This is a genomic window from Streptomyces sp. NBC_00727, assembly GCF_045161745.1.
GTDB lineage: Bacteria > Actinomycetota > Actinomycetes > Streptomycetales > Streptomycetaceae > Streptomyces.
In genome coordinates, this window is the sequence record NZ_CP108981.1 from 2553601 (window position 1) to 2577500 (window position 23900).

General features: G+C 68.9%; 17 protein-coding genes and 2 rRNA genes (1 of these 19 running past the window's edge). 8 read left to right on the top strand and 11 right to left on the bottom strand.

The genetic code is table 11. From position 1 onward, the window contains the following. Positions 1 to 24 precede the first annotated feature (24 nt). Positions 25 to 531: a DUF6912 family protein gene (locus tag OG242_RS11350; protein WP_405898036.1), complete on the bottom strand. Its 507-nt coding sequence runs from the start codon at positions 529 to 531 to the stop codon at positions 25 to 27. A gap of 283 nt (positions 532 to 814) precedes the next feature. On the opposite strand from OG242_RS11350, the gene OG242_RS11355 reads away from it, so the two are divergent. Further along, positions 815 to 1234 carry an Rv3235 family protein gene (locus tag OG242_RS11355; RefSeq protein WP_361337312.1) on the top strand — a complete coding sequence of 140 codons (420 nt, stop codon included), beginning with the start codon at positions 815 to 817 and terminating at the stop codon, positions 1232 to 1234. A 489-nt stretch (positions 1235 to 1723) separates the two neighbouring features. On the opposite strand, the gene secA is transcribed toward OG242_RS11355, so the two are convergent. Then, positions 1724 to 4549 (bottom strand): preprotein translocase subunit SecA, encoded by a 2826-nt coding sequence (gene secA, locus OG242_RS11360; RefSeq protein ID WP_405898037.1) that lies wholly within the window; start codon positions 4547 to 4549, stop codon positions 1724 to 1726. A 248-nt stretch (positions 4550 to 4797) separates the two neighbouring features. On the opposite strand from secA, the gene OG242_RS11365 reads away from it, so the two are divergent. Next, complete coding sequence (locus OG242_RS11365; RefSeq protein WP_405901577.1) at positions 4798 to 5388, top strand: GNAT family N-acetyltransferase; 591 nt, start codon at positions 4798 to 4800, stop codon at positions 5386 to 5388. Between the two features lie 10 nt (positions 5389 to 5398). Continuing rightward, positions 5399 to 6574: a winged helix-turn-helix domain-containing protein gene (locus OG242_RS11370; protein WP_405898038.1), complete on the top strand. Its 1176-nt coding sequence runs from the start codon at positions 5399 to 5401 to the stop codon at positions 6572 to 6574. Positions 6575 to 6613: 39 nt separating this feature from the next. On the opposite strand, the gene OG242_RS11375 is transcribed toward OG242_RS11370, so the two are convergent. From OG242_RS11375 to mtnA, 7 genes are all read right to left on the bottom strand, one after another. Next, entirely contained in the window at positions 6614 to 7366 is a 753-nt protein-coding gene (locus OG242_RS11375) for a response regulator (RefSeq protein ID WP_405898039.1), read from the bottom strand. A gap of 187 nt (positions 7367 to 7553) precedes the next feature. Then, on the bottom strand, positions 7554 to 8243 hold the full coding sequence (hpf, locus tag OG242_RS11380) for a ribosome hibernation-promoting factor, HPF/YfiA family (protein ID WP_164643459.1): 690 nt from the start codon (positions 8241 to 8243) through the stop codon (positions 7554 to 7556). Between the two features lie 322 nt (positions 8244 to 8565). Next, complete coding sequence (locus OG242_RS11385; protein WP_405898040.1) at positions 8566 to 9318, bottom strand: ComF family protein; 753 nt, start codon at positions 9316 to 9318, stop codon at positions 8566 to 8568. A gap of 68 nt (positions 9319 to 9386) precedes the next feature. Further along, positions 9387 to 11207, bottom strand: a complete 1821-nt coding sequence (locus OG242_RS11390; RefSeq protein ID WP_405898041.1) for an LpqB family beta-propeller domain-containing protein — start codon at positions 11205 to 11207, stop codon at positions 9387 to 9389. A gap of 34 nt (positions 11208 to 11241) precedes the next feature. Continuing rightward, positions 11242 to 13272 carry an MtrAB system histidine kinase MtrB gene (gene mtrB / locus OG242_RS11395; RefSeq protein WP_405898042.1) on the bottom strand — a complete coding sequence of 677 codons (2031 nt, stop codon included), beginning with the start codon at positions 13270 to 13272 and terminating at the stop codon, positions 11242 to 11244. Between the two features lies 1 nt (position 13273). After that, on the bottom strand, positions 13274 to 13963 hold the full coding sequence (gene mtrA, locus OG242_RS11400) for a two-component system response regulator MtrA (RefSeq protein WP_005316841.1): 690 nt from the start codon (positions 13961 to 13963) through the stop codon (positions 13274 to 13276). A gap of 4 nt (positions 13964 to 13967) precedes the next feature. Continuing rightward, on the bottom strand, positions 13968 to 15113 hold the full coding sequence (gene mtnA / locus OG242_RS11405) for an S-methyl-5-thioribose-1-phosphate isomerase (protein ID WP_405898043.1): 1146 nt from the start codon (positions 15111 to 15113) through the stop codon (positions 13968 to 13970). Between the two features lie 140 nt (positions 15114 to 15253). Here mtnA and OG242_RS11410 point away from each other — a divergent pair, with 140 nt between their 5' ends. The 5 genes from OG242_RS11410 to OG242_RS11430 are packed head-to-tail and all read left to right on the top strand — an operon-like array spanning position 15254 to position 20708. Then, positions 15254 to 16456, top strand: a complete 1203-nt coding sequence (locus OG242_RS11410; RefSeq protein ID WP_405898044.1) for a glycerophosphoryl diester phosphodiesterase membrane domain-containing protein — start codon at positions 15254 to 15256, stop codon at positions 16454 to 16456. 4 nt (positions 16457 to 16460) lie between these two features. After that, positions 16461 to 17147, top strand: coding sequence for a DUF4129 domain-containing protein (locus OG242_RS11415; RefSeq protein ID WP_405898045.1), 687 nt, complete (start codon positions 16461 to 16463; stop codon positions 17145 to 17147). Continuing rightward, positions 17144 to 18373 (top strand): DUF4350 domain-containing protein, encoded by a 1230-nt coding sequence (locus OG242_RS11420; protein WP_405898046.1) that lies wholly within the window; start codon positions 17144 to 17146, stop codon positions 18371 to 18373. The genes OG242_RS11415 and OG242_RS11420 overlap by 4 nt, the downstream gene beginning before the upstream one ends. Beyond that, entirely contained in the window at positions 18370 to 19377 is a 1008-nt protein-coding gene (locus tag OG242_RS11425; RefSeq protein ID WP_405898047.1) for an AAA family ATPase, read from the top strand. The genes OG242_RS11420 and OG242_RS11425 overlap by 4 nt, the downstream gene beginning before the upstream one ends. Before the next feature lie 11 nt (positions 19378 to 19388). Continuing rightward, positions 19389 to 20708, top strand: a complete 1320-nt coding sequence (locus tag OG242_RS11430; RefSeq protein ID WP_405898048.1) for a DUF58 domain-containing protein — start codon at positions 19389 to 19391, stop codon at positions 20706 to 20708. A gap of 92 nt (positions 20709 to 20800) precedes the next feature. Here the strand turns inward: OG242_RS11430 and rrf are convergent. Together rrf and OG242_RS11440 are read right to left on the bottom strand one after the other, a co-directional pair. Further along, positions 20801 to 20917: ribosomal RNA gene (gene rrf / locus OG242_RS11435) — 5S ribosomal RNA — on the bottom strand. A gap of 78 nt (positions 20918 to 20995) precedes the next feature. After that, positions 20996 to 23900, bottom strand: a 23S ribosomal RNA gene (locus tag OG242_RS11440); it runs 220 nt beyond the window's last position.

The window sequence follows — 23900 nt, forward strand, 5'->3', positions numbered from 1 at the left end:
AGCCCCCACTGACAACCGGTCCCCCTACCCGATCAGGCCGGGGATCTCCTGCACCCCGAACCACAGCAGCTCGTGGTCCTCGGCGCCGTCGACGGTGAACTGCGCGTCGTCGTCCCCCAGGTCCGCGGCCCCGAGCGCGGCCGCCGCCGCGGTGACGTCCTCGTCCGCGTCGTCGGAGTCGACGTGCACCGCGGCGGCCTTGGCCAGCGGGACGGCGGAGGCGATCGTGACCTCGCCGAGCGAGGAGGCGTCCAGGATGTGGTCCGGGTCGGCGACCGCGGCACCGTCCGCGACGTCCACGGCGACGACGACCCGCCGCCGGGCCGCCCGCGGGTCCCCGGCGATCAGCCGCAGCGAGGCGGACGCGGCCCGGTTGAGCGCCGCGTACTCCAGCTCCTCGATGTCGTCGGAGACGTACCACTCGCGCAGCGCCGGGGTGACGGCGTAGGCGGTGAGCGGGCCGGGGCCCAGTTCACCGGCCCGGTGCGCGGCTGCGAGACCGGCGAGGGTCAGGGGTACGTACACGCGCATGGGCTCGGCCGCTTTCGTAGTCGGGGACGCCCTCAGGATACGTGCGGCATCCCCCTTTGGGGTTACGCCCACGGCTCGTCCCCCGTCCACGTCGCGCCGCCCACTCACCCTCCCCGGCCCGCCCCCGCCCCGCTCCCCCGGCCGCCCACCACCCGGACAGGTGAATCCCGCCCCGCCCCACACCCCCTCCCCGACAGTTGCGACAAATCCGACTCCCCCGTAGAAGATCCCCAACGGAAGTTACTGCCCGGTACGCCGGGCCTCTGGAGCACGGGGGCGACAGATGACCACGAACAGGACCCGACCCGCAGGACGGCACGACGCCCGCAGGCCCGAAGCCGTACCCGCCCAACGCCACCGCACTCCCAGGCGCCTGCGCCCCCACCACTGGTTCGCGGAACGTCTGCTCGCGGTCCTGAGCGGCCAGCGCCCGGTCCACTGGATGCTCGGCCACACCATCGGCGAGGCCTACGACCAACTGGCCGAGCTGGCCCCCACCACCCCTCTGAGGACCCGCGGCACCCGCCCGGTCATCCGCATGTGCCGAGGCGCCCAGCCGGCCCCCGGCGTGGTCGAAGCCTGCGCGAGCATCGCCGCAGGCGAGGAAGTCCGAGCCATGGCCTTCCGCCTCGAACAGGGCCCGGACCTCCGCTGGCGCTGCGCAGCGGTGGAACTGGGCAACACCCCGATGCGGACGCGGTGAAGCCCCGAGACACGGCGGCCCGGAGTCCGCCCGGGGCGGGGGCCCAGGGGCCCTTACAGCACCCTCTGACGTCCGTGAGGCACGGGCGGAGGCGGGCGAAGGCCCGGGAGCCCGCCAGCAGACTCACAGGCCCACCCAGGGCCATCGCAGCCCCTCTGGACACCAGGGCACCACCGAGCCCCTCCGACGCCGGCGGATCGGGCCGAGGCAAAGCCCCGAAACCCCGCCGGCGCTCAAGGCGCGGACCCAGGCCACACGCCCCCCACCCCACCCCAGCCACGCCGGCACTTGAGGCGCGGGGTCCGGGGCGGAGCCCCGGTTTCGGGAAGAATGGGGTCTCCCCTGCTCGAACGAAGTTGAGAGCTTGGGGAAGAGCAGGGGACAAGGCCCGCCGCAGGCGCCCCACCCGCACCCCCACAACACAGCCGGCCGGACCCAGGCACCAACGGCACCCGGCCCCGGCCCCGGCCGGCCAAAACCCGCGAACGGCTACTTCTTACGCCGCCGCCCACCCCCGGACTTCTGCGCCTTACGCCGCTCCGCCCGAGTAAGCCCATCCGAGTCCGCCCCGGCACCAACCCCGGCCCCGGAACCCTCCCCGTTCGCGAAGTCGCCCTCGACGACCCCGCCCTCCCCGTCAACCGTGGGAGCGGAGAAGTGCAGCCGGTCCGGCCGCTGCGGTGCGTCCAGCCCCTTCGCCCGGATCTCCGGCCGCGCGGCCGGCACCGCGTCCTCCTTGGTCAGCGAGGTCGCCGCGTCCTGCACCGGCACCTCCTCGACCTGCTGCTCGACCTGGACCTCCAGGTTGAACAGGTAGCCGACGGACTCCTCCTTGATGCCCTCCATCATGGCGTTGAACATGTCGAAGCCCTCGCGCTGGTACTCGACCAGCGGGTCCTTCTGCGCCATGGCCCGCAGGCCGATGCCCTCCTGGAGGTAGTCCATCTCGTAGAGGTGCTCACGCCACTTGCGGTCCAGGACGGACAGCACCACGCGCCGCTCCAGCTCACGCATGATCTCGGAGCCGAGCGTCTTCTCCCGCTCGTCGTACTGCTCGTGGATGTCGTCCTTGACCGACTCGGCGATGAACTCCGCGGTGACCCCGGCCAGGTCCCCCGCGGCCTCCTCCAGCTCGGCGACCGTGACCTTCACCGGGTAGAGCTGCTTGAACGCGCCCCACAGCCGGTCGAGGTCCCACTCCTCGGCGAAGCCCTCCGCCGTCTCCTGGCGGATGTAGTCGTCGATCGTGTCGTCCATGAAGTGGCGGATCTGCTCCTGGAGGTCCTCGCCCTCCAGGACCCGGCGCCGCTCGCCGTAGATGACCTCGCGCTGCCGGTTGAGCACCTCGTCGTACTTCAGGACGTTCTTGCGCGTCTCGAAGTTCTGCTGCTCGACCTGCGACTGCGCCGACGCGATCGCCCGCGTGACCATCTTGTTCTCGATCGGCACGTCGTCCGGCACGTTGGCCATCGACATGACGCGTTCGACCATCTGCGCCTTGAAGAGCCGCATCAGGTCGTCACCGAGCGACAGGTAGAAGCGGGACTCGCCGGGGTCGCCCTGACGGCCGGAACGACCGCGCAGCTGATTGTCGATACGGCGCGACTCGTGCCGCTCGGTGCCCAGGACGTACAGCCCGCCCAGGTCCTTGACCTCCTCGAACTCCGCCCGCACGGCCTCCTCGGCCTTCTCCAGCGCGGCGGGCAGCGCGGCCGCCCACTCCTCGACGTGCTCGACGGGGTCGAGACCGCGCTGGCGCAGCTCCGCCTCGGCGAGGTCGTCCGGATTGCCGCCGAGCTTGATGTCGGTGCCTCGCCCGGCCATGTTCGTCGCGACGGTCACCGCGCCCTTGCGGCCGGCCTGGGCGACGATCGTCGCCTCCCGGTCGTGCTGCTTGGCGTTGAGCACCTCGTGCTGGACACCGCGCTTGGAGAGCTGCTGCGAGAGGTACTCCGACTTCTCGACGGAAGTCGTGCCGACCAGGATCGGCTGGCCCTTCTCGTGCTTCTCGGCGATGTCGTCGACGACCGCGGCGAACTTCGCGACCTCGGTGCGGTAGATCAGGTCCGACTGGTCGGCACGCTGCATCGGCCGGTTCGTCGGGATCGGCACGACGCCCAGCTTGTAGATCTGGTGGAACTCGGCGGCCTCGGTCATCGCCGTACCGGTCATGCCGGAGAGCTTGCCGTAGAGGCGGAAGAAGTTCTGGAGGGTGATCGTGGCGAGCGTCTGGTTCTCGTCCTTGATGTCCACCCCTTCCTTCGCCTCGATCGCCTGGTGCATGCCCTCGTTGTAGCGGCGGCCGGCGAGGATACGGCCGGTGTGCTCGTCGACGATCATGACTTCGCCGTCGATGACGACGTAGTCCTTGTCCTTCTTGAAGAGTTCCTTGGCCTTGATGGCGTTGTTGAGGTACCCGACGAGGGGGGTGTTCACCGACTCGTACAGGTTGTCGATGCCGAGCCAGTCCTCGACCTTGGAGACGCCGGGCTCATGGATCGCCACGGTCCGCTTCTTCTCGTCGACCTCGTAGTCGCCGGTCTCCTCGATGCCCTTGAGCGGGTTGCCCGCCTCGCCCTTGGCCAGGCGCGTGACCAGCTTGGCGAAGTCCCCGTACCACTTGGTGGCCTGGTCGGCCGGGCCGGAGATGATCAGCGGCGTACGGGCCTCGTCGACCAGGATCGAGTCGACCTCGTCGACGATCGCGAAGTTGTGGCCGCGCTGGACCAGCTCCTCCTTCGACCACGCCATGTTGTCGCGGAGGTAGTCGAAGCCGAACTCGTTGTTCGTGCCGTACGTGATGTCGAAGCCGTACTGCTCGCGGCGCTGGGCCGGCGTCATGTTGGCGATGATGCAGCCGACGGAGAGGCCGAGGAACTTGTGGACCCGGCCCATCATCTCGGAGTCGCGCGAGGCGAGGTAGTCGTTCACCGTGATCAGGTGCACGCCGTCACCGGACAGGGCGTTCAGATACGCGGGCAGGGTGCCGACGAGGGTCTTGCCCTCACCGGTCTTCATCTCGGCGACGTATCCGAGGTGCAGCGCGGCGCCGCCCATGATCTGGACGTCGTAGTGGCGCTGGCCGAGGACGCGCTTGGCCGCCTCGCGGACGGTCGCGAACGCCTCGGGAAGCAGGTCGTCCAGGCTCTCGCCGTCCGCGTACCGTTCCTTGTACTCGTCGGTGAGCGCCCGCAGCTCGGCGTCGGAGAGGTTGACGAAGTCCTCTTCGATGGAGCTGACCTGGTCCGCGATGCGGTGCAGTTTGCGCAGGATCTTGCCTTCGCCTGCACGCATGAGCTTGTTGAAGACGGACACTGAGGCTGGTCTCCTTGCCGGTCGGGCCTGGGCACTGGGTCGTAATGGACTCGGGCACGGGCACGGCAGGTGGGCCCCACCGCAACGGTCATCGTAAGCGAGGACCCCGCCGCGCCGGGAGGGCTGCCACCGCGTTGTCCCCGCGGTGCCCTTCCGAGTCAACGGACGAAGGCCGCCGAAGGTGCCGGGGAGCGCGAAAAGTGCTCGCTTCCCCGCCGGTCCCTCACCAGAATCCCTTCATGGAAGCGATTGCACCGATCACCCTCACCACCGAACGCCTGCTACTGCGCCCCTTCGCCCCGGACGACACCGACGCGGTGTACGAGGAATGCCAGGACCCGGACATCCAGCGCTGGACGGTCGTCCCCTCGCCGTACGGACGCGGTGACGCGGAGTTCTTCACCGAACGGATGTGCCCCGAGGGCTGGCGGGACGGCTCCATGTACAACTTCGCCGTGCGGACCCGCGAGGACGGGGCCCTGGCAGGCGCGCTCGGCGTCAACCGCCGGACCCTTTCGGGCACGTACGAGATCGGCTTCTGGACCGCGAAGGAGCGGCGCGGTCGCGGCTTCATGACCGAGGCCGTCCTGTGCGCCGCCCGCTGGGCCTTCACCTCGCTGGGCTGCGACCGGCTGGAGTGGCGTGCGGAGGTCGGCAACGTCCCGTCGCGGGCCGTCGCGCTGCGCGCGGGCTTCCGCATGGAGGGCGAGCAGCGCTCGGCCCTGCTCAACAAGGGCGTGCGCCGCGATACGTGGGCGGGCGCGCTGATCCCCTCCGACCTCGGGCTTCCCGGCACCGCCGCCTACGTACCGGCGGGCGGTGTCAGTGCCGCCCCCTAAAGTGCGGAGCATGACGTCTGTGCAGCCACCCGCAGTCGAACTCTCCGCCGACCAGGCCCGCAGGATCGCCCTGCGCGCGCAGGGCTTCCTGGGCGCCCCGGACCGCCGGGCGGGCGTGCCCGGCGTGCTGCGGCACCTCGGCGCCGTACAGCTGGACACGATCTCGGTGCTGGCCCGTTCCCACGAGCTGATCCCGTACGCGCGCCTGGGCGCGATCGGCCGGCGCCCGGTCGAGGACGCGTACTGGTCGGGCGGCCGCGCTTTCGAGTACTGGTCGCACGCGGCGTGCGTCCTGCCCGTCGAGGAGTGGCCGCACTTCGCGTTCCGCCGCCGCGCCTACCGCTCCCGGCCGCAGTGGTCTCACGACCTGCCGGACGGCGCGTACGAGACCGTGATCAAGCAGCTGACCGCCGAGGGCCCGCTGACGGCGACGGAGCTGGGCGGTGCGAAGAACGGCGGGGAGTGGTGGGACTGGTCGGCCTCGAAGGTCGCCGTCGAACGGGCCCTGATGTACGGCGAGGTGGTGTGCACGGAGCGGCGCGGCTGGAAGCGGGTCTACGACCTGGCGGAGCGCGCCCTGCCCGACGCCGTGCTGCACGACGGCCTGGACGACGCGGAGTGCCTGCGCCGGCTGGTCGCGCTCGCCGGGCAGTCGCTGGGGGTGGGCACGCGGGCGGACATCGCGGACTACCACCGGCTCAAGGCCGAGCAGTTCGACGCCGTGGTGGCTGATTCCGGACTGGTGCCGGTGACCGTGGAGGGCTGGACGAAGCCGGCCTGGGCGGACCCGGCGGCGCTGGCGTCCGAACCGCGCGGACGGCACCGCACCACGCTGCTCTCGCCCTTCGACTCGCTGGTCTGGGAGCGGGCACGCACCGAGCGGATCTTCGGCTTCACACACCGCCTGGAGGCGTACGTGCCCAAGCAGAAGCGGATCCACGGCTACTTCGCGATGCCGCTGCTCGCCGGCGGAAGGCTTCAGGGCCGGGTCGACCCGGCCCGCGAGGGGACCACGCTGATCGCCCGGCAGGTGTCCCTGGCGGGCGCGAAGGCCGTGGTGCCGATGGCGCAGGCCCTGGTGGAGGCGGCTTCCTGGGTCGGCTGCACGGAGGTCCGGCTGGAGCGGGTGGAGGCGCCGGAGCTGCGCGGGCCGCTCGCGGCGGAAGTCGGCCGTCTCCTGACCTGACGGGCGGGGTTACGCCGGTCGTCGCCCCGGTCCACCGGTTCAGCGGATCTCGAGGATCTTCTCCCGCATCGCGTAGACGACCGCTTCCATCCGGGAGTGCAGCTGGAGCTTCTCCAGAATGTTGCGGACGTGGTTCTTCACGGTGTTCTCGGAAATGAACAGTTCCTTCGCGATATCGCGATTGTTCATGCCGGTGGCGACCAGTTTGAGGACTTCGAGTTCACGGTCGGTGAGCCGGGGCGCCGGCACCAGCCTGCGTTCGTCGGTCCGCTGGATCATCGACTTGAACTCGGTGAGCAGTTTGGACGCCATGGACGGGCTGATCTGGGACTGCCCGTCGGCGACCGCGCGAATCGCGGTGGACACCTCGTCGGTGGAGATCTCCTTGAGGAGATAGCCCGTTGCGCCGGCCTTGATGGCGTCGTAGAGGTCGGCCTCCTCGTCGCTGATCGTCAGCATGATGATCTTCGCGCTGGGGGCCACCTCCTTGATGGCCGTACATGCCTCGATGCCCCCTCGCCTGGGCATCCGGACATCCATCAGCACGATGTCGGGCAGCAGATCGGCCGCCTTGTCGACCGCCTCCGCACCGTCCCCGGCCTCGCCGACGACCTCGATGTCCTCCTCGTGCGCGAGGACGATCTCCAGGCCCCTGCGGAAGAGGGCGTGGTCGTCGACCACCAGGACGCGGATCGGCTCCTTGCGGTAGCCGCCGTCCCGGTCCGCGTCGAGGACGCGCACGGCGTCGCCGGCATCACTCGCGTCGCGCACGGGCCCGAAGGTGTCCGCCATCGTTCCTCCCCCTGAAGGCCACGGCCTGAAGTTCACGCATTCTCCGCCAACGGCAGTCAACAGAACACCGATTGGCTTGGGCCGCCATGATTCCATGCCGGAACGTCAATGCGGTGATCTCTCGGTGACACACGGGTGCCCCTGGGGGCGCACAGACGCTCACAGGGGCACAACCGGGTGGTGGGCGTCAGCCGCCGAGCGCGCCGCCCGCGCCGCCCGCCTCATCGGCGGCCAGCGGGTCGGTCCTCAGGTGAATGACACCGTAGTCGTAGGCATGCCGCCGGTAGACGACACTGGGTTCCTTCGTCTCGTTGTCCACGAACAGATAGAAGTCGTGTCCGACCAGCTCCATCTCGTAGAGCGCCTGGTCCAGCGACATGGGCGCCGCCACGTGCGTCTTCTCACGCATCACCAGCGGTCCCTCGCCCTGCACCTCGAGCGAGCCGACCCTGGTGGTGGGTACGGGCTGTGCCGTCTCGTCGGCGATCAGCTCGCCGTCACCGTTGAACGATGCCGCGTCCGGCACCATTTCTCCGACCTCGGCAGCGGGGATGCGTCCTGAACCCCGGCGGCTGTAGCGCTTGTCGTGCTGCTTGCGCAGCCGTGCCTCCAGCTTTCCGGTGGCCAGGTCCAGCGCTGCGTACGGGTCGCCTGCGGCCGCTTCCGCCCTGATGACCGGTCCACGCGAGCGGAGCGTGATCTCCACCCGGTCAGAACGGTCCGCCTGACGAGGGTTCGGCTCCTTGGACACCTCCACGTCGAGGCTGATCACCTTGCCGTCGAACTTCTGGATCTTGTCCAGCTTCAGCTTCTCGGCCACGTGCTTGCGGAACCGCTCGGGCACCTCGGTCTTGCGGCCCTTGACGACGATGTCCACGCAGAACTCCGTTCCCGGATCACTCCGCTCAGCGGCGGAGCATCTCCCTTTTGCACCAGGCTCCGGTGATGGCCGGAGCCGCGGACTCGGTGACTTCCACCTCCTCCTCCCCAGCCGGCAAGGTCTCCACCCCACCGGATTTCCGGTTTCTCAAGTACTGGTGGGTCGCCTGCCCGAAACCTGGTGGTGCATTCGTCGAGGGCCGGCATTCACCATTCCTCACAACCGAACATAGCCTGCCCAGACGGTTGTCGGCACCCGCTACTCGCACGTACCTCCGTTCAGGTCTCTTTACCCACTCACTACCTGCAACGATGAAAGTTCAGTTCCAGTTCCGGTTTATTTCGCGGACGGCGGAACACGCTGCGTCGAAGGCCAGGGGGGACGCCGCGATCACGGCCGCGTCACACCCCATCGCGCTGCTGCACGCGCCCCCGCGGACCGCGTCGATCGCGCGTGCCGCCTCGGCCAGCGTGGCCCCCGTGGTCAGCAGGTCGTCCACCAGCACCACCCGTCCGGCGGTGAGCAACCGCCCGCCCCCGGCCGCCACGTCCAGCGCACCGGCCAGGTTCGCCCGGCGCTCCGCCGCGGTCAGTCCCGACTGGTCGGCCACCGCCCGCCGCTGCCGCAGCACCGCGGCCACCGTCGCCGGAACGCCCGTACGCCGCAGCTCGCCGACCGCCGCCAGCGCGATCCGGCGGGCCGGGTCATGCCCGCGCGCGGCCACCGCCCGACGCGCGGAAGGCACGGGTACGAGCAGCAGCGGCCGACCGTCCGGCACCGGCCCGGCACCGGCCCTCACCGCACCCGCCAGCGCTCTGCCGAGCGGACGCGCCATACCGAGGACGCCGCGCTCCTTGTGGGCCAGCAGCACCGCCCGTACCGCCCCCTCGTATCCGGCCGCGGCATGCACCACGGGCAGTCCGGGCGGCTCCGGCGAGGGCCGCACCCGGCGCGGCACGCCGCCGTACAGCTGCGCGCCGCACGCCTCGCACAGCTCCGTCCGGTCCCTGCCGCACCCGCCGCAGGACACGGGCAGAACGAGCCCGCTGATCTCCCGCCACCACCCGCGCACACTTCAACTGTGCCCCTCCCGCGGCCGGCGGACCACCCCTGTGGAAAACCGCCGCCGGGCCGCCGGTGTCAGCCGGGATAGACCAGCGCCGAGCCCTCCTTGAGGACCGTCTGCCAGTTGTCCCCCGGGAGCAGCTTCACTATCCCGTCCCCGAAGGTGTCCGCCATCAGCGGCAGCTGCTCGTCGTCGGCGGCGGCGATGGCGAGCACCTGGTTCACGCCCGGCAGCACGCCCGAGGAGGGCGTCGAGCCGTCCGCCTGCACGTACCGGACCTGCTGCACGCCGCCCTCCTCCTTGCCGACCACCACGAGGCGGCTGCGGCCGGACCAGGACATCGCCGTCACGTCCGCGAGCTGCGGCGCCGCCTGCCGCAGGTCGACCACGGACACCTGGGCGTCGTCCCCCGTACCCAGCCGCTCGATCCGGCCGATCTTCAGCGTCGTACGACCGTCCGTCGTCACCAGCAGCGCTATGCGCACCCCGTCCGAGGACAGCCGCAGCCCCGCGATACGGCTGCCGTTCAGGCTCGGCACGGTGACCTCCTGCGGCTTGTCCGTACCGTGGGGCAGTCTCAGGAGCCGGGAGTTCTTCGGGTCGCGGTCGGCCACCCAGAGGTCGCCCCGGCCGTCCCAGCTGGGCGCCGTCAGCCGGTCCTCGGGATCGGCCGCCTTGCTCCTCAGGGCCGGTGGGGGCAGCTCGCCGTCCGTGGCGATGGACGCCACGTACAGCGATTCGTTGTGCTGGGAGAGCGCTGCCGCGGACTGCTCGTCGCGGGCCACGCCGACCGCGCTCACCTTCAGCGCCCCGTTGCCGAACGGACCGGAGACCGGCTCCGGCTCACCGCTCCCCCTGGTGCTGCCCGGTATGCGCTCCACCCGGCCCTTGGCGTCGACGAAGTACTGGCTGTCGGGGCCGCCCGAGGAACCGTCGGGGGCGTACTCCTCGGCCTGGTCCGCGTCGAGCACGCACAGCGGCGAACCGTCCGAGCGCTGCAACTGCACCTGTTCGACCCGCGCGGAGGTCAGATCCCTGAGAGTGAAAAGTACCTGCGAGGCCATCATCCGGCAGGAACGCTGCCCGGTCCCGTCGGCCTTCTTGTTGAGCGGGACCTTCAGGACGTTGCGGTCGTCGGGCGTCAGCGAGGCGACACCCTTCTTGAGGTCCGTTCCCGTCGGGAAGCGCGAGGTCACCACCGGCCGCAGCCAGTCGGTCGGGCCCCGCAGAAGGCTGCGGACCGCCTGCGTCACCGTGTCCATGCCGGTCGCCGGATCGCTGCGGTTGCGGAGGTAGACGGGGTCGGCGACCAGGGTTGCCTGCGCATCGGACCGGCCGGCCGCGAAGTAGAACTTGTTGACCGAGCGGTACAGCCGCTTGAAGTCGGACTGCCCGAGCACCAAGCCGTCCGAGACGGAGGCGATGCGCCATTCCCTGCCGTCCGGCGTCTTCTCCTTCACCAGGCGGAGCGTGCGGGAGAAGTCCGTCGGAACGAGCGGCTGGTACGCGTTCTGCTCGTCGACCGTCGCCACCTGCTCGCCGGTCAGGGTGTAGGTGACCTCGGTGGTGCTGCGGTCATTGTCGTGGACCGGGCGGTCGCTGCGGTTCGGCGCCTTGGCCAGGACGGTGGTCTCCGCACTCGGCTTCCACCGGCGCGACGCCTCCTTGGTGAGGTACTTACGCGTCGTGCGGAAGTCGGAGTCGTCGCTGGTCATCGACTCCAGGAAACCGTCGACCACCTCGTTCGGCGTCGCGCCGTCACGCGGGGCGACCGCGTACACCTGCACCTGGGAGTCCCCGGGCTGCGAGGCGTCGACGGCCTTGACGTCCCCCGTGACCGGCATCGAACCGCACGCGGACAGCACCAGGGCGCCGCACACGATCAGCACGGTCACCCCCGCCGCCCGTCCAAGGCCCCCCTCACGACGGTCAGTCCTCACGAGTCGCGTCCTCCCGCCCCTGTTCGTGCCCCGGAGAGTCGTTGTGCCCGGCCTGGCGTTCATCGGCAGGGCGCGGCACCACCCGCGCCCCGTTGCCCGGCAGGGCCGCCGGGTGCACGGAGGCGGGCGCGGTCCTGGCCGCCACCGGGGCCCGGCCCGGTACCGGCAGCGGGGCGCGGCCCGCACCGGGGTGCTGCGAGGGCACGGCCAGCAGCCGGTGCTCGCTGCCCGTGACGGAAGCGTCCGCGGCGCGCTCCCGGCTCTCCCGGTTGCGCCGCGAGTCCTCGGGCTCCAGCGGTATCGGCGAGCCCCGCAGCGGCTCGTCCGCCGTACGCGGCAGCGTCAGCCGGAACTGGGAACCACCGCCGGGCTCACCCCAGGCCTGCAGCCAGCCGCCGTGCAGCCGCGCGTCCTCCACCGCGATGGACAGGCCGAGGCCGGTCCCGCCGGTGGTCCGGGCACGGGCCGGGTCAGCCCGCCAGAAGCGGTTGAAGACCCGGGTCGCCTCGCCGGGCTTCAGCCCCACGCCGTAGTCCCGGACGGCGACGGCGACCGCTCCGCCCGCAGCACCCATCCGCACCACGACATCGCGTCCTTCGCCGTGCTCGACCGCGTTGACGACGAGGTTGCGCAGCACCCGCTCGACGCGCCGCGCGTCCGCCTCGGCGATCACCGGCTGTTCGTCGCCGACCACCCGGATCCGGGTGCCCTTGCGCTCCGCCAGCGGCTCGGCGCCGCCGATCACCCGGCGTACGACCTGCCGCAGGTCTATCGGCTCCGCCTCCAGCGCGGCGGCGCCCGCGTCGAAGCGGCTGATCTCCAGCAGGTCGGAGAGCAGCGACTCGAACCGGTCGAGCTGGTCGCCCAGGAGCTCGGCGGACCGGGCCGTGACGGGGTCGAAGTCGACACGCGCCTCGTGGATGACGTCGGCGGCCATCCGCACCGTCGTCAGGGGGGTGCGCAGCTCGTGCGAGACGTCCGAGACGAACCGCCGCTGCATCCGGGAGAGCTCCTCCAGCTGCTGGATCTTCAACTGGAGGTTCTGCGCCATCTTGTTGAAGGCCTCACCGAGCCGGGCGATGTCGTCCTCGCCGGTGACCTTCATCCGTTCCTGCAATCGGCCGGCGGAGAGCCGTTCGGCGATGCCCGCAGCCATGCGTACGGGGGTGACGACCTGGCGCACCACGAACCAGGCGATCGCGCCCAGCAGCACGACCACGAACAGGCCCGCGGTCGCCAGCGTGCCCTTGACCAGCGTCAGGGACTTCTCCTCCTGCGTGAGCGGGAAGACGTAGTACAGCTGGTACGGGTCGCGGCCGATGTCGTAGAGGCGCTTGCCGACGATGAGGCCGGGCTGGGACTCCTGCCCGTTCTCGTACCGGATCAGCGAGTACGTCTGGAATGCGCCGGGGCCCTTGTTCACCGCGTCCCGCAGGCTCTGCGGAATGCTCGCCGCCTCGACGTTCCCCGAACCACGGGGCGCACGGGCCCCCTCGTCGGCACTGAGCGCCACCACGTTGAAGGCGTTCTTGCCGCCACTGGCGAGCTGGTCGACGAGCTCGGTGCGCCAGGAGTTGTTGGCGGTCGTGCCGTCCGCGGCGTCGTCGCCCTGGCCGGCTGGGGCCGGGGTGAGCGGCGCGTTCGCCTTCTCCTGGGCGGCCGCGAACCCGCCCGCGGCCTGGGTCTGGGCGGCCTTGCCCTTCGCGTCCAGCAGGCCGTTGCGCACCTGCCCGATCACGACGAGGCCGAGCAGCAGCACCACTCCGAGCGACATCAGCAGCGTGCCCGCGACGACCCGCAGCTGGAGGTTGCGCCGCCACAGCCGTACGGCGGGCAGCAGCGGACGCCGCACCCACCGCATCAGCAACCGCGGCACCGGCCCGCCGGGCGCCCGGTCCTGGAACAACCGGCCGCCCTGCAGGAAGCGCTCGACGGTGGACGACGTGTGCCCCGAACCGGCAGCCCGCCCCGCACGGACTCCCGGCTCCCCGGGCTGCGGAGCAGTGCTACCCAGGGACATATCAGCTCGGTCCGGCCTTGTAACCGACACCACGGACGGTCACCACGATCTCCGGCCGCTCCGGGTCCTTCTCGACCTTGGAGCGGAGCCGCTGCACATGCACGTTGACCAGACGGGTGTCCGCCGCGTGCCGGTAACCCCACACCTGCTCCAGCAGGACCTCACGGGTGAAGACCTGCCACGGCTTGCGGGCGAGCGCGACCAGCAGGTCGAACTCCAGCGGCGTCAGGGCGATGGACTGCCCGTCCCGCTTCACCGAGTGCCCCGCGACGTCTATGACCAGGTCCCCGATGGTCAACTGCTCCGGGGCCGGCTCTTCGGACCTGCGCAGACGTGCCCTGATCCGGGCCACCAACTCCTTCGGTTTGAACGGCTTGACGATGTAGTCGTCGGCCCCGGACTCCAGGCCCACCACTACGTCAACCGTGTCGCTCTTGGCAGTGAGCATGACGATCGGCACACCCGACTCGGCCCTGATCAGCCTGCAGACCTCGATGCCGTCCCTGCCGGGCAGCATGAGGTCGAGCAGGACCAGGTCCGGCTTCGCCTCTCGAAATGCAGCAAGTGCCTTGTCGCCGTCCGCTACGAACGACGGCTCGAAACCCTCACCACGCAGCACAATCCCGAGCATCTCGGCCAGTGCGGTGTCGTCGTCGACGACAAGGACGCGTCCCTTCATAAACGACATCATCCCATTAGCTAATCGTTACCTGCGATGATCTGGCACACAGCTCTGCCAGTCCGGCCCCCGTGACCGGCGAGATTACGCCCTCCTCCGTGACAATCGCCGTGACCAGCTCCGGCGGCGTGATATCGAAGGCGGGGTTGTACGACTGGGTCCCCACGGGGGCCACGAGCACCCCGCCCGTCTCCTCGTCCCCCACCCCGCGCGGTGGGACTGTGAGCTCAGTCACTTCCCGCCCGGAACGCTGCTCTACGGCGATGGACGCCCCGTCCGCGGTGAGCAGATCCACGGTCGTCGTCGGCGCCACCACGATGAACGGTACGTGGTGGTACTTGGCGAGCACCGCCAGCGGATAGCTCCCCACCTTGTTCGCCACCGACCCGTCCGCGGCGATGCGATCCGCCCCGATCAGCACGGCATCCACCTCCCCCGCGGCGAACAGCGAACCCGCCGCGTTGTCCGTGAGCAGGCTGTACGGCATACCGTTGCGCGCCGCCTCGTACGCGGTGAGCCGGGCGCCCTGCAGCAGCGGGCGGGTCTCGTCCACCCACAGCCGCCGCAGCCTGCCCTCCCGGTGCGCACCGAGCGCCACGGCGAAGGCGGTGCCCTCGCCTCCCGAGACGAGAGCCCCGGTGTTGCAGTGGGTCAGCAGCCGATGCCCCCCGCCCGGGACCAGCTCGTCCAGCAGGGCTATCCCGTACCGGGCCATCCGCCCGCTGGCCTCGGCGTCCTCCCGGTGCAGCGCCCTGGCCTCCGCCAGCGCGGCCGCCGCCGCCCGCTCCTGACCGGCCCCCTTGTCGAGCGCCGCCCAGTACGCCGCGGCGGCCCGCCGGACGCCGTACCCGAGGTTCACCGCGGTGGGCCGCGCCTGCTCCAGGAGCCCCATGGCCTCCGCCACGTCGTAGCCCCGCACCGCGGCCAGCGCCACCCCATAGGCACCGGCGATTCCCAGCAGAGGCGCTCCCCGCACCGCGAGCGTCCTGATCGCGTCCACCAGAGCCGGCACGTCCGTGCAGACCAGCTCCGTCTCCTCGGCCGGCAACCGCCTCTGGTCGAGGAGCACCAGCACGGGGCCTTCCGGAGGTTCGTCCCAGCGAAGTACGGATAGCCCGGCGGGCTTGCTGCCCACCGGCGATTGCGCGTCCTGATCAGCCATCCGTCCAGTCTGCCCGGTGACTCGCCGGGACATGAAGGCATGAACGGGATACAAGGCCAGACCCGGACGTCCGCAACGCGTGGCACGATGGCTGCCAACCTGACGCCCTGATGCGCGGACAGGACCGTTAAGGAGCGAGAATGAACGACACTCCGGGCTGGGCCTCGCCCGGATCCGCCCCCTCCGACGGCAAGGAAACGGGAGTCCCCCGGCCTTCCGCACCGGCCGACGACACCGCCCCCTCGGGGACCTGGGCCTCCGAACAGCCGCCCGCCGGCCAGTGGACCCCGCCCAGCCCCACCGGAGCCGGCCCCACCGCACCACCTCCCCGCCCGGGCTGGAACACCCAGCCCCAGGGACCGGGCCGGGGCGGCCCGCCGCCCGCGGCGAAGCCCGGTGTCATCCCGCTCCGGCCGCTCGGCGTCGGCGAGATCCTGGACGGCGCCGTTTCCACCATGCGCGCCCACTGGCGCACGGTCCTCGGCATCACGCTCACGGTCTCCGTGATCGCCCAGACAGCCATCCTCCTCATTCGGCGCTACCTGCTGCCCGACCCCCCGTCGGTCGACGCCAATGCCACCGGCTCGGAGGCCTTGCGCCAGCTCAGCGAGTCCCTCCGCTACAGCCTGCTCGACAACGCCCCGCCTCTGCTCGTCTCGATGCTCGCCACGATCTTCACCACAGCGGTGCTGACCGTGGTGATCAGCCGCTCGGTACTGGGCCGCCCGGTCACCCTGTCCGACGCCTGGGCCGAGGCCCGCCCCAGGCTGCTGCCCCTGCTGGGACTGACCCTCCTGCTGGCCGTCATGGCCGCAGCGATCATGACCGCCGGTATCCTCCCCGGATTCCTGATCGGCGACACCGCCGGGGTCGGACTCGCCTTCCTCGGCCTGCTCGCGGCGGTCGCAGTCTTCGCCTGGCTGACGGTCCGCTTCGTCCTGGCCGCTCCCGCGCTGATGCTGGAGCGGCAGTCGATCATCGCCTCCATGCGACGCTCCGCGAAGCTGGTCCGCGGCGCCTGGTGGCGGACGTTCGGCATTCTCGCCCTGACCTGGGTGCTGACAGTCATCGTGGCCTTGGTGGTCGGCATCCCGTTCGGCATCGTCGCGGTGGGCCTGGACGACGGCAGCCTGAGCTCCTTCCTCACCGAGGGGACCTCGGGATTCGGCTGGCCGTACCTGATCGTCTCCGCCATCGGCGATGTGGTCGTCGCCACGATCACGTACCCCCTCTCCGCCGGCGTCATGGCCCTGCTCTACGTGGACCAGCGCATCCGCCGCGAGGCACTCGACCTCGACCTCGCCAAAGCAGCGGGGCTCCCCGGCTTCGACGACAGAAGCTGACAACATGCCGGGGGCGGGCGGGGCGGCAGCGAGACTGCTGATACGAGCGAGCAGCGACGCTCCCGTGGACACCGGCCGCCTCCCGGCCCGGGACGCAGCGAGACGCGAGCTGTCCAAGGGCGCGTACCACGAGAACGATCCGAACCTCCTGCAACGCGCACTGGACCACCTGTGGACCTGGTTCGGTGATGTCCTCGCAGCGGCCTCCGGCGCCACACCGGGCGGAGTGGCCGGCCTGACCGTTCTCCTCCTGATCGTCATCGCCCTGGCCGCCGCGCTCCGGTGGCGGCTGGGCGCCCCGCAGACCGGCTCACGGCCGGCCGACGCGCTCTTCCCCGACGGCCCCCGCAGCACCGCCGACCACCGAGCCGCCGCCGAGGCCCACGCGGCAGCCGGCCGCTGGAACCAGGCCGTCCAGGAACGGATGCGCGCGATCGTCCGCGTCCTGGAGGAACGCGCCCTGCTGGACCCCCGCCCCGGGCGGACCGCCGACGAGGCCGCCGCGGAGGCGGGACTGTCCCTTCCACCGCACGCCGCACGCCTGCGGGCCGCGGCCCGGGTCTTCGACGACGTCACGTACGGGGGCCGCGTCGCCGACCGGACGTCGTACGTGACGCTGAACGACCTCGACCTGGCCGTCGAGTCCGCCAGACCACAGCTGACCCGCGACCGCGAGGGGGCTGACGGATGACCGCGGAAACCGCTCCCTCCGCCCCTTCCACCTCCACCTCCGTCACGCCTCACCAGGTCTGGCTCCGCACCCGCGGGCTGTTGCTCGCCGTTCTCCTGCTCGTCGTCGCCGCGATAGCCCTGGCGGCCACCCGTTCCGGGGACCAGCACGGCCGCCTCGACCCCCGCTCGGCGGACCGCTACGGCAGCCGGGCCATCGCCGAACTCCTCAAGGCCAACGGCATATCGGTCCGCGTCGTCACCACGCTCCGGGACGCCACCTCCGCGACCGGCCCCGACACGACGCTTCTCGTCGCCACTCCCGGCCTGCTGACTCCCCACCAGCAGAACACCCTTCGCACAGCGACCGCCGGCACGGCCGGCCGCACCGTCCTCCTCGGCGCGGACCCCACCTCCGTGAGCAGGCTGGCCCCTGGTGTACAGGCCAAAACCCCCACCTCCGTGGTCGCACGCCCACCGGACTGCCTCCTTCCCGCGGCCCGCAGAGCCGGCTCCGTCGAGACGGGCGGCGTCCGATACGACGCGAACGGCCTCGACGCCATTGCCTGCTACCCCGCGGCAGGCCTGCCCTCCGTGCTCCTCCTGCGGCAGCCCACAGCGGGCGACACCGTCCTGCTGGGCTCCGCCGACTTCCTGTACAACGAGCACCTCGACCGCCAGGGGAACGCGTCCCTTGCGCTTCAACTCCTCGGCTCCCGCCCTCATCTGATCTGGTACCTCCCCTCGCCCACTGATCCCTCTGCCACCGGCCCCGCCGATGACGGCAGCGCGGAAAACAACACCGCGAACGGCGAGAGCAGCTTCATCGACCTGATCCCGTCCGGCTGGCTATGGGGCACCCTGCAACTCGCCCTCGCCGCAGTGCTCGCAGCGGTCTGGCGCGCCCGGCGCCTCGGCCCCCTCGTCGCCGAACGGCTGCCTGTGGCCATCCGTGCCTCCGAGTCCACCGAGGGACGGGCCCGGCTCAACCGCAAGGCCAATGCCCGCGACAGGGCCGCCGCCTCACTCCGCCATGCCACCCGCACCCGGATGGCATCGCTCGTCGGTGTTTCCCCCCGGGAAGCACACCTCCCCGCAGTCCTCCTCCCCGCCCTGTCCGCACGTACCGGCCCGGCCCACGGCGACCTCAACGTCCTGCTCTTCGGCCCGGCCCCCTCCGAGGACAGCGCCCTCGTACTTCTGGCAGACCGACTCGACTCCCTCGAAAGAGAGGTCCGAACCTCATGAGCGCCCCGCCCCCTGCGCCCACCGGGAAAGCAGGATCAACCGAGCCCGTCACCGCCGACGCGGCCCGTGCCTCCCTGGAAGCACTGCGCTCCGAGATCGCCAAAGCGGTGGTCGGCCAGGACCCGGCCGTCACCGGGCTTGTGGTGGCACTGCTCTGCCGGGGTCATGTCCTGCTCGAAGGCGTCCCGGGCGTGGCCAAGACCCTCTTGGTCCGGGCCCTCGCCGCGTCACTCGAACTGGACACCAAGCGCGTTCAGTTCACCCCTGACCTGATGCCGAGCGATGTGACCGGCTCGCTCGTCTACGACGCGCGCACTGCCCAGTTCTCCTTCCAGCCGGGCCCTGCCTTCACCAACCTCCTCCTCGCCGACGAGATCAACCGGACGCCCCCCAAGACGCAGTCGTCTCTCCTGGAGGCGATGGAAGAACGTACGGTCACCGTCGACGGCACACCACGCCCCCTGCCTGACCCCTTCCTCGTCGCCGCGACGCAGAACCCGGTCGAGTACGAGGGCACGTACCCCCTCCCCGAAGCCCAACTGGACCGTTTCCTGCTGAAGCTGACTGTCCCCCTGCCCACTCGGGACGACGAGATCAATGTCCTGACCCGCCATGCCGACGGATTCGATCCTCGCGATCTGAAGGCCGCCGGCGTCCGCCCGGTCGCCGGGCCCGCCGATCTCGAAGCCGCGCGTACCGCGGTCGCCGGGACGGCCGTCCACCCCGAGATAACCGGCTACGTAGTGGATATCTGTCGTGCCACGCGTGATTCCCCCTCGGTCTCTCTCGGTGTCTCCCCCCGTGGAGCCACCGCCCTGCTGTCAACGGCCCGGGCCTGGGCTTGGCTCACCGGCCGCGACTACGTCACCCCGGACGATGTGAAGGCCCTGGCCCTACCGACGCTCCGGCACCGCATCCATCTACGCCCCGAGGCACAGATGGAAGGGGTCACCCCCGACTCCGTCATCTCCGCTGTACTCGCCCATGTCCCCGTACCACGGTGAGGCGTTGAACCATGGCCCTCACCGGACGTACCGCCTTGCTGGCCGCCCTGGGATCACTCCCCGTAGGCATCATGGCCCCGAGCTGGACGGGAATGCTCGCGGTCAACGCCCCGCTCTCACTGGCCATTCTGTGCGACTATGCCCTGGCAGCGCCAGTGCGTTCGCTCCAGTTCACTCGATCCGGTGATACAACCGTTCGACTCGGCGACCGGGCAGAAGTGCAACTCAGCGTAGTCAATCCTTCTCGTAGACGTCTGCGGGCACACCTCCGCGACGCCTGGCCTCCGAGCAGTTGGCTGCCTGGAACGGAACCCGCCGCATCGCGCCACGAATTGACCGTCCCGCCCGGCGAACGAAGGCGTCTCAGCACCGTCCTTCGCCCCACCCGCCGCGGTGACCGCCGGGCAGAGCAAGTCACCGTCCGTTCGTACGGGCCTCTGGGCCTGGCCGCACGCCAGGGCAGCCACCGGGTGCCGTGGACGGTCCGGGTTCTCCCGCCCTTCACGAGCCGCAAGCACCTCCCGTCGCGTCTCGCGAGGCTGCGCGAGCTCGACGGCCGCACCAGCGCGCTTACGCGCGGCGAGGGCACTGAGTTCGACAGTCTGCGCGCCTACGTCCCCGGGGACGACGTCCGCTCGATCGACTGGCGGGCGACCGCCCGCCAGTCCTCAGTTGCCGTGCGGACTTGGCGCCCCGAACGCGACCGGCATGTCCTCGTCGTCCTTGATTCCGGCCGTACATCGGCGGGCCGGGTCGGCGATGTCCCCCGCCTCGACGCGGCGATGGACGCGACCTTGCTCCTCACCACACTCGCCGCTCGCGCCGGTGACCGCGTTGACCTGCTCGCGTACAGCCGTCGCGTCAGAGCACGGGTCCAGGGCCGGGCAGCCGGCGAAATCCTGCCCGCCATGGTCGACGCGCTCGCCCCTCTCGAACCCGAACTCGTGGAGACCGACGCACGAGGACTCGTCGCCGCAGCGCTCGCGCACGCACCCCGACGTTCGCTGATCGTCCTTCTGGCAAGTCTCGACGCAGCCCCCGTCGAGGAGGGCTTGCTCCCCGTACTTCCCCAGCTCACCCAGCTCACCCAGCGACACACGGTGTTGCTGGCGGCGGTGAGTGACCCGCACGTCGCGGACATGGCCGGCGCACGGGGCACAGTGGACGCGATTTATGAGGCGGCCGCCGGCGCTGAAGCCGAGGCCCAGCGACGCCGGACTGCGGATCAACTCAGGAGGTACGGCGTGGTCGTCGTCGACGCGCCACCGGACACTCTCGCGCCCGTCCTTGCCGACGCCTACCTGGCCCTCAAAGCAGCAGGGCGTCTGTAGGGACGGAGCTGCTGGGCGCCGACTCAGCAGAAAGGCTTCGGAAACGCGAAAAAGCCCCGTGCCACAAGGGCACGGGGCTCTTCCTAAAAGGAGTTCGGCGGCGTCCTACTCTCCCACAGGGTCCCCCCTGCAGTACCATCGGCGCTGAAAGGCTTAGCTTCCGGGTTCGGAATGTAACCGGGCGTTTCCCTAACGCAATGACCACCGAAACACTATGAAATTGAACCAACCGGATATTGACACGGCTGTTCGTTATTTCAGAACTAACACAGTGGACGCGAGCAACTGAGGACAAGCCCTCGGCCTATTAGTACCAGTCAGCTCCACCCGTTACCGGGCTTCCACATCTGGCCTATCAACCCAGTCGTCTACTGGGAGCCTTAACCAATCAAGTTGGTGGGAATACTCATCTCGAAGCAGGCTTCCCGCTTAGATGCTTTCAGCGGTTATCCTTTCCGAACGTAGCCAACCAGCCATGCCCTTGGCAGAACAACTGGCACACCAGAGGTTCGTCCGTCCCGGTCCTCTCGTACTAGGGACAGCCCTTCTCAATATTCCTACGCGCACAGCGGATAGGGACCGAACTGTCTCACGACGTTCTAAACCCAGCTCGCGTACCGCTTTAATGGGCGAACAGCCCAACCCTTGGGACCGACTCCAGCCCCAGGATGCGACGAGCCGACATCGAGGTGCCAAACCATCCCGTCGATATGGACTCTTGGGGAAGATCAGCCTGTTATCCCCGGGGTACCTTTTATCCGTTGAGCGACAGCGCTTCCACAAGCCACTGCCGGATCACTAGTCCCGACTTTCGTCCCTGCTCGACCCGTCGGTCTCACAGTCAAGCTCCCTTGTGCACTTACACTCAACACCTGATTGCCAACCAGGCTGAGGGAACCTTTGGGCGCCTCCGTTACTCTTTAGGAGGCAACCGCCCCAGTTAAACTACCCATCAGACACTGTCCCTGATCCGGATCACGGACCCAGGTTAGACATCCAGCACGACCAGAGTGGTATTTCAACGACGACTCCACAACCACTGGCGTGGCCGCTTCAAAGTCTCCCACCTATCCTACACAAGCCGAACCGAACACCAATATCAAACTATAGTAAAGGTCCCGGGGTCTTTCCGTCCTGCTGCGCGAAACGAGCATCTTTACTCGTAGTGCAATTTCACCGGGCCTATGGTTGAGACAGTCGAGAAGTCGTTACGCCATTCGTGCAGGTCGGAACTTACCCGACAAGGAATTTCGCTACCTTAGGATGGTTATAGTTACCACCGCCGTTTACTGGCGCTTAAGTTCTCAGCTTCGCCACCCCGAAGAGCAGCTAACCGGTCCCCTTAACGTTCCAGCACCGGGCAGGCGTCAGTCCGTATACATCGCCTTACGGCTTCGCACGGACCTGTGTTTTTAGTAAACAGTCGCTTCTCGCTGGTCTCTGCGGCCACCCCCAGCTCAGGAAGCAAGTTCCCTCACCAGTGATGGCCCCCCTTCTCCCGAAGTTACGGGGGCATTTTGCCGAGTTCCTTAACCATAGTTCACCCGAACGCCTCGGTATTCTCTACCTGACCACCTGAGTCGGTTTAGGGTACGGGCCGCCATGAAACTCGCTAGAGGCTTTTCTCGACAGCATAGGATCATCCACTTCACCACAATCGGCTCGGCATCAGGTCTCAGCCTTAATGTGTGACGGATTTGCCTACCACACGGCCTACACCCTTACCCCGGGACAACCACCGCCCGGGCTGGACTACCTTCCTGCGTCACCCCATCGCTTACCTACTACAAGTCTGGTTCATCGGCTCCACCACTACCCTCAACTCCGAAGAGATCGGGCCGGCTTCACGGACTTAGCATCGCCTGATTCAGTATTGGGCGTTTCAAAGCGGGTACCGGAATATCAACCGGTTGTCCATCGACTACGCCTGTCGGCCTCGCCTTAGGTCCCGACTTACCCTGGGCAGATCAGCTTGACCCAGGAACCCTTAGTCAATCGGCGCACACGTTTCTCACGTGTGTATCGCTACTCATGCCTGCATTCTCACTCGTGAACCGTCCACAACTCGCTTCCGCGGCTGCTTCACCCGGCACACGACGCTCCCCTACCCATCCATACAGGCGTTGGCCCTATGCGTATGAATGACACGACTTCGGCGGTACGCTTGAGCCCCGCTACATTGTCGGCGCGGAATCACTTGACCAGTGAGCTATTACGCACTCTTTCAAGGGTGGCTGCTTCTAAGCCAACCTCCTGGTTGTCTCTGCGACTCCACATCCTTTCCCACTTAGCGTACGCTTAGGGGCCTTAGTCGATGCTCTGGGCTGTTTCCCTCTCGACCATGGAGCTTATCCCCCACAGTCTCACTGCCGTGCTCTCACTTACCGGCATTCGGAGTTTGGCTAAGGTCAGTAACCCGGTAGGGCCCATCGCCTATCCAGTGCTCTACCTCCGGCAAGAAACACACGACGCTGCACCTAAATGCATTTCGGGGAGAACCAGCTATCACGGAGTTTGATTGGCCTTTCACCCCTAACCACAGGTCATCCCCCAGGTTTTCAACCCTGGTGGGTTCGGTCCTCCACGAAGTCTTACCTCCGCTTCAACCTGCCCATGGCTAGATCACTCCGCTTCGGGTCTTGAGCGCGCTACTAAACCGCCCTATTCGGACTCGCTTTCGCTACGGCTTCCCCACACGGGTTAACCTCGCAACACACCGCAAACTCGCAGGCTCATTCTTCAAAAGGCACGCAGTCACGACTGCATGTGCAAGCACATACAGCGACGCTCCCACGGCTTGTAGGCACACGGTTTCAGGTACTATTTCACTCCGCTCCCGCGGTACTTTTCACCATTCCCTCACGGTACTATCCGCTATCGGTCACCAGGGAATATTTAGGCTTAACGGGTGGTCCCGCCAGATTCACACGGGATTTCTCGGGCCCCGTGCTACTTGGGTGTCTCTCAAACAAGCCGCTGATGTTTCAGCTACGGGGGTCTTACCCTCTACGCCGGACCTTTCGCATGTCCTTCGCCTACATCAACGGTTTCTGACTCGTCTCACAGCCGGCAGACTGTGAAAGAGAGATCCCACAACCCCGCATGCGCAACCCCTGCCGGGTATCACACGCATACGGTTTGGCCTGATCCAGTTTCGCTCGCCACTACTCCCGGAATCACGGTTGTTTTCTC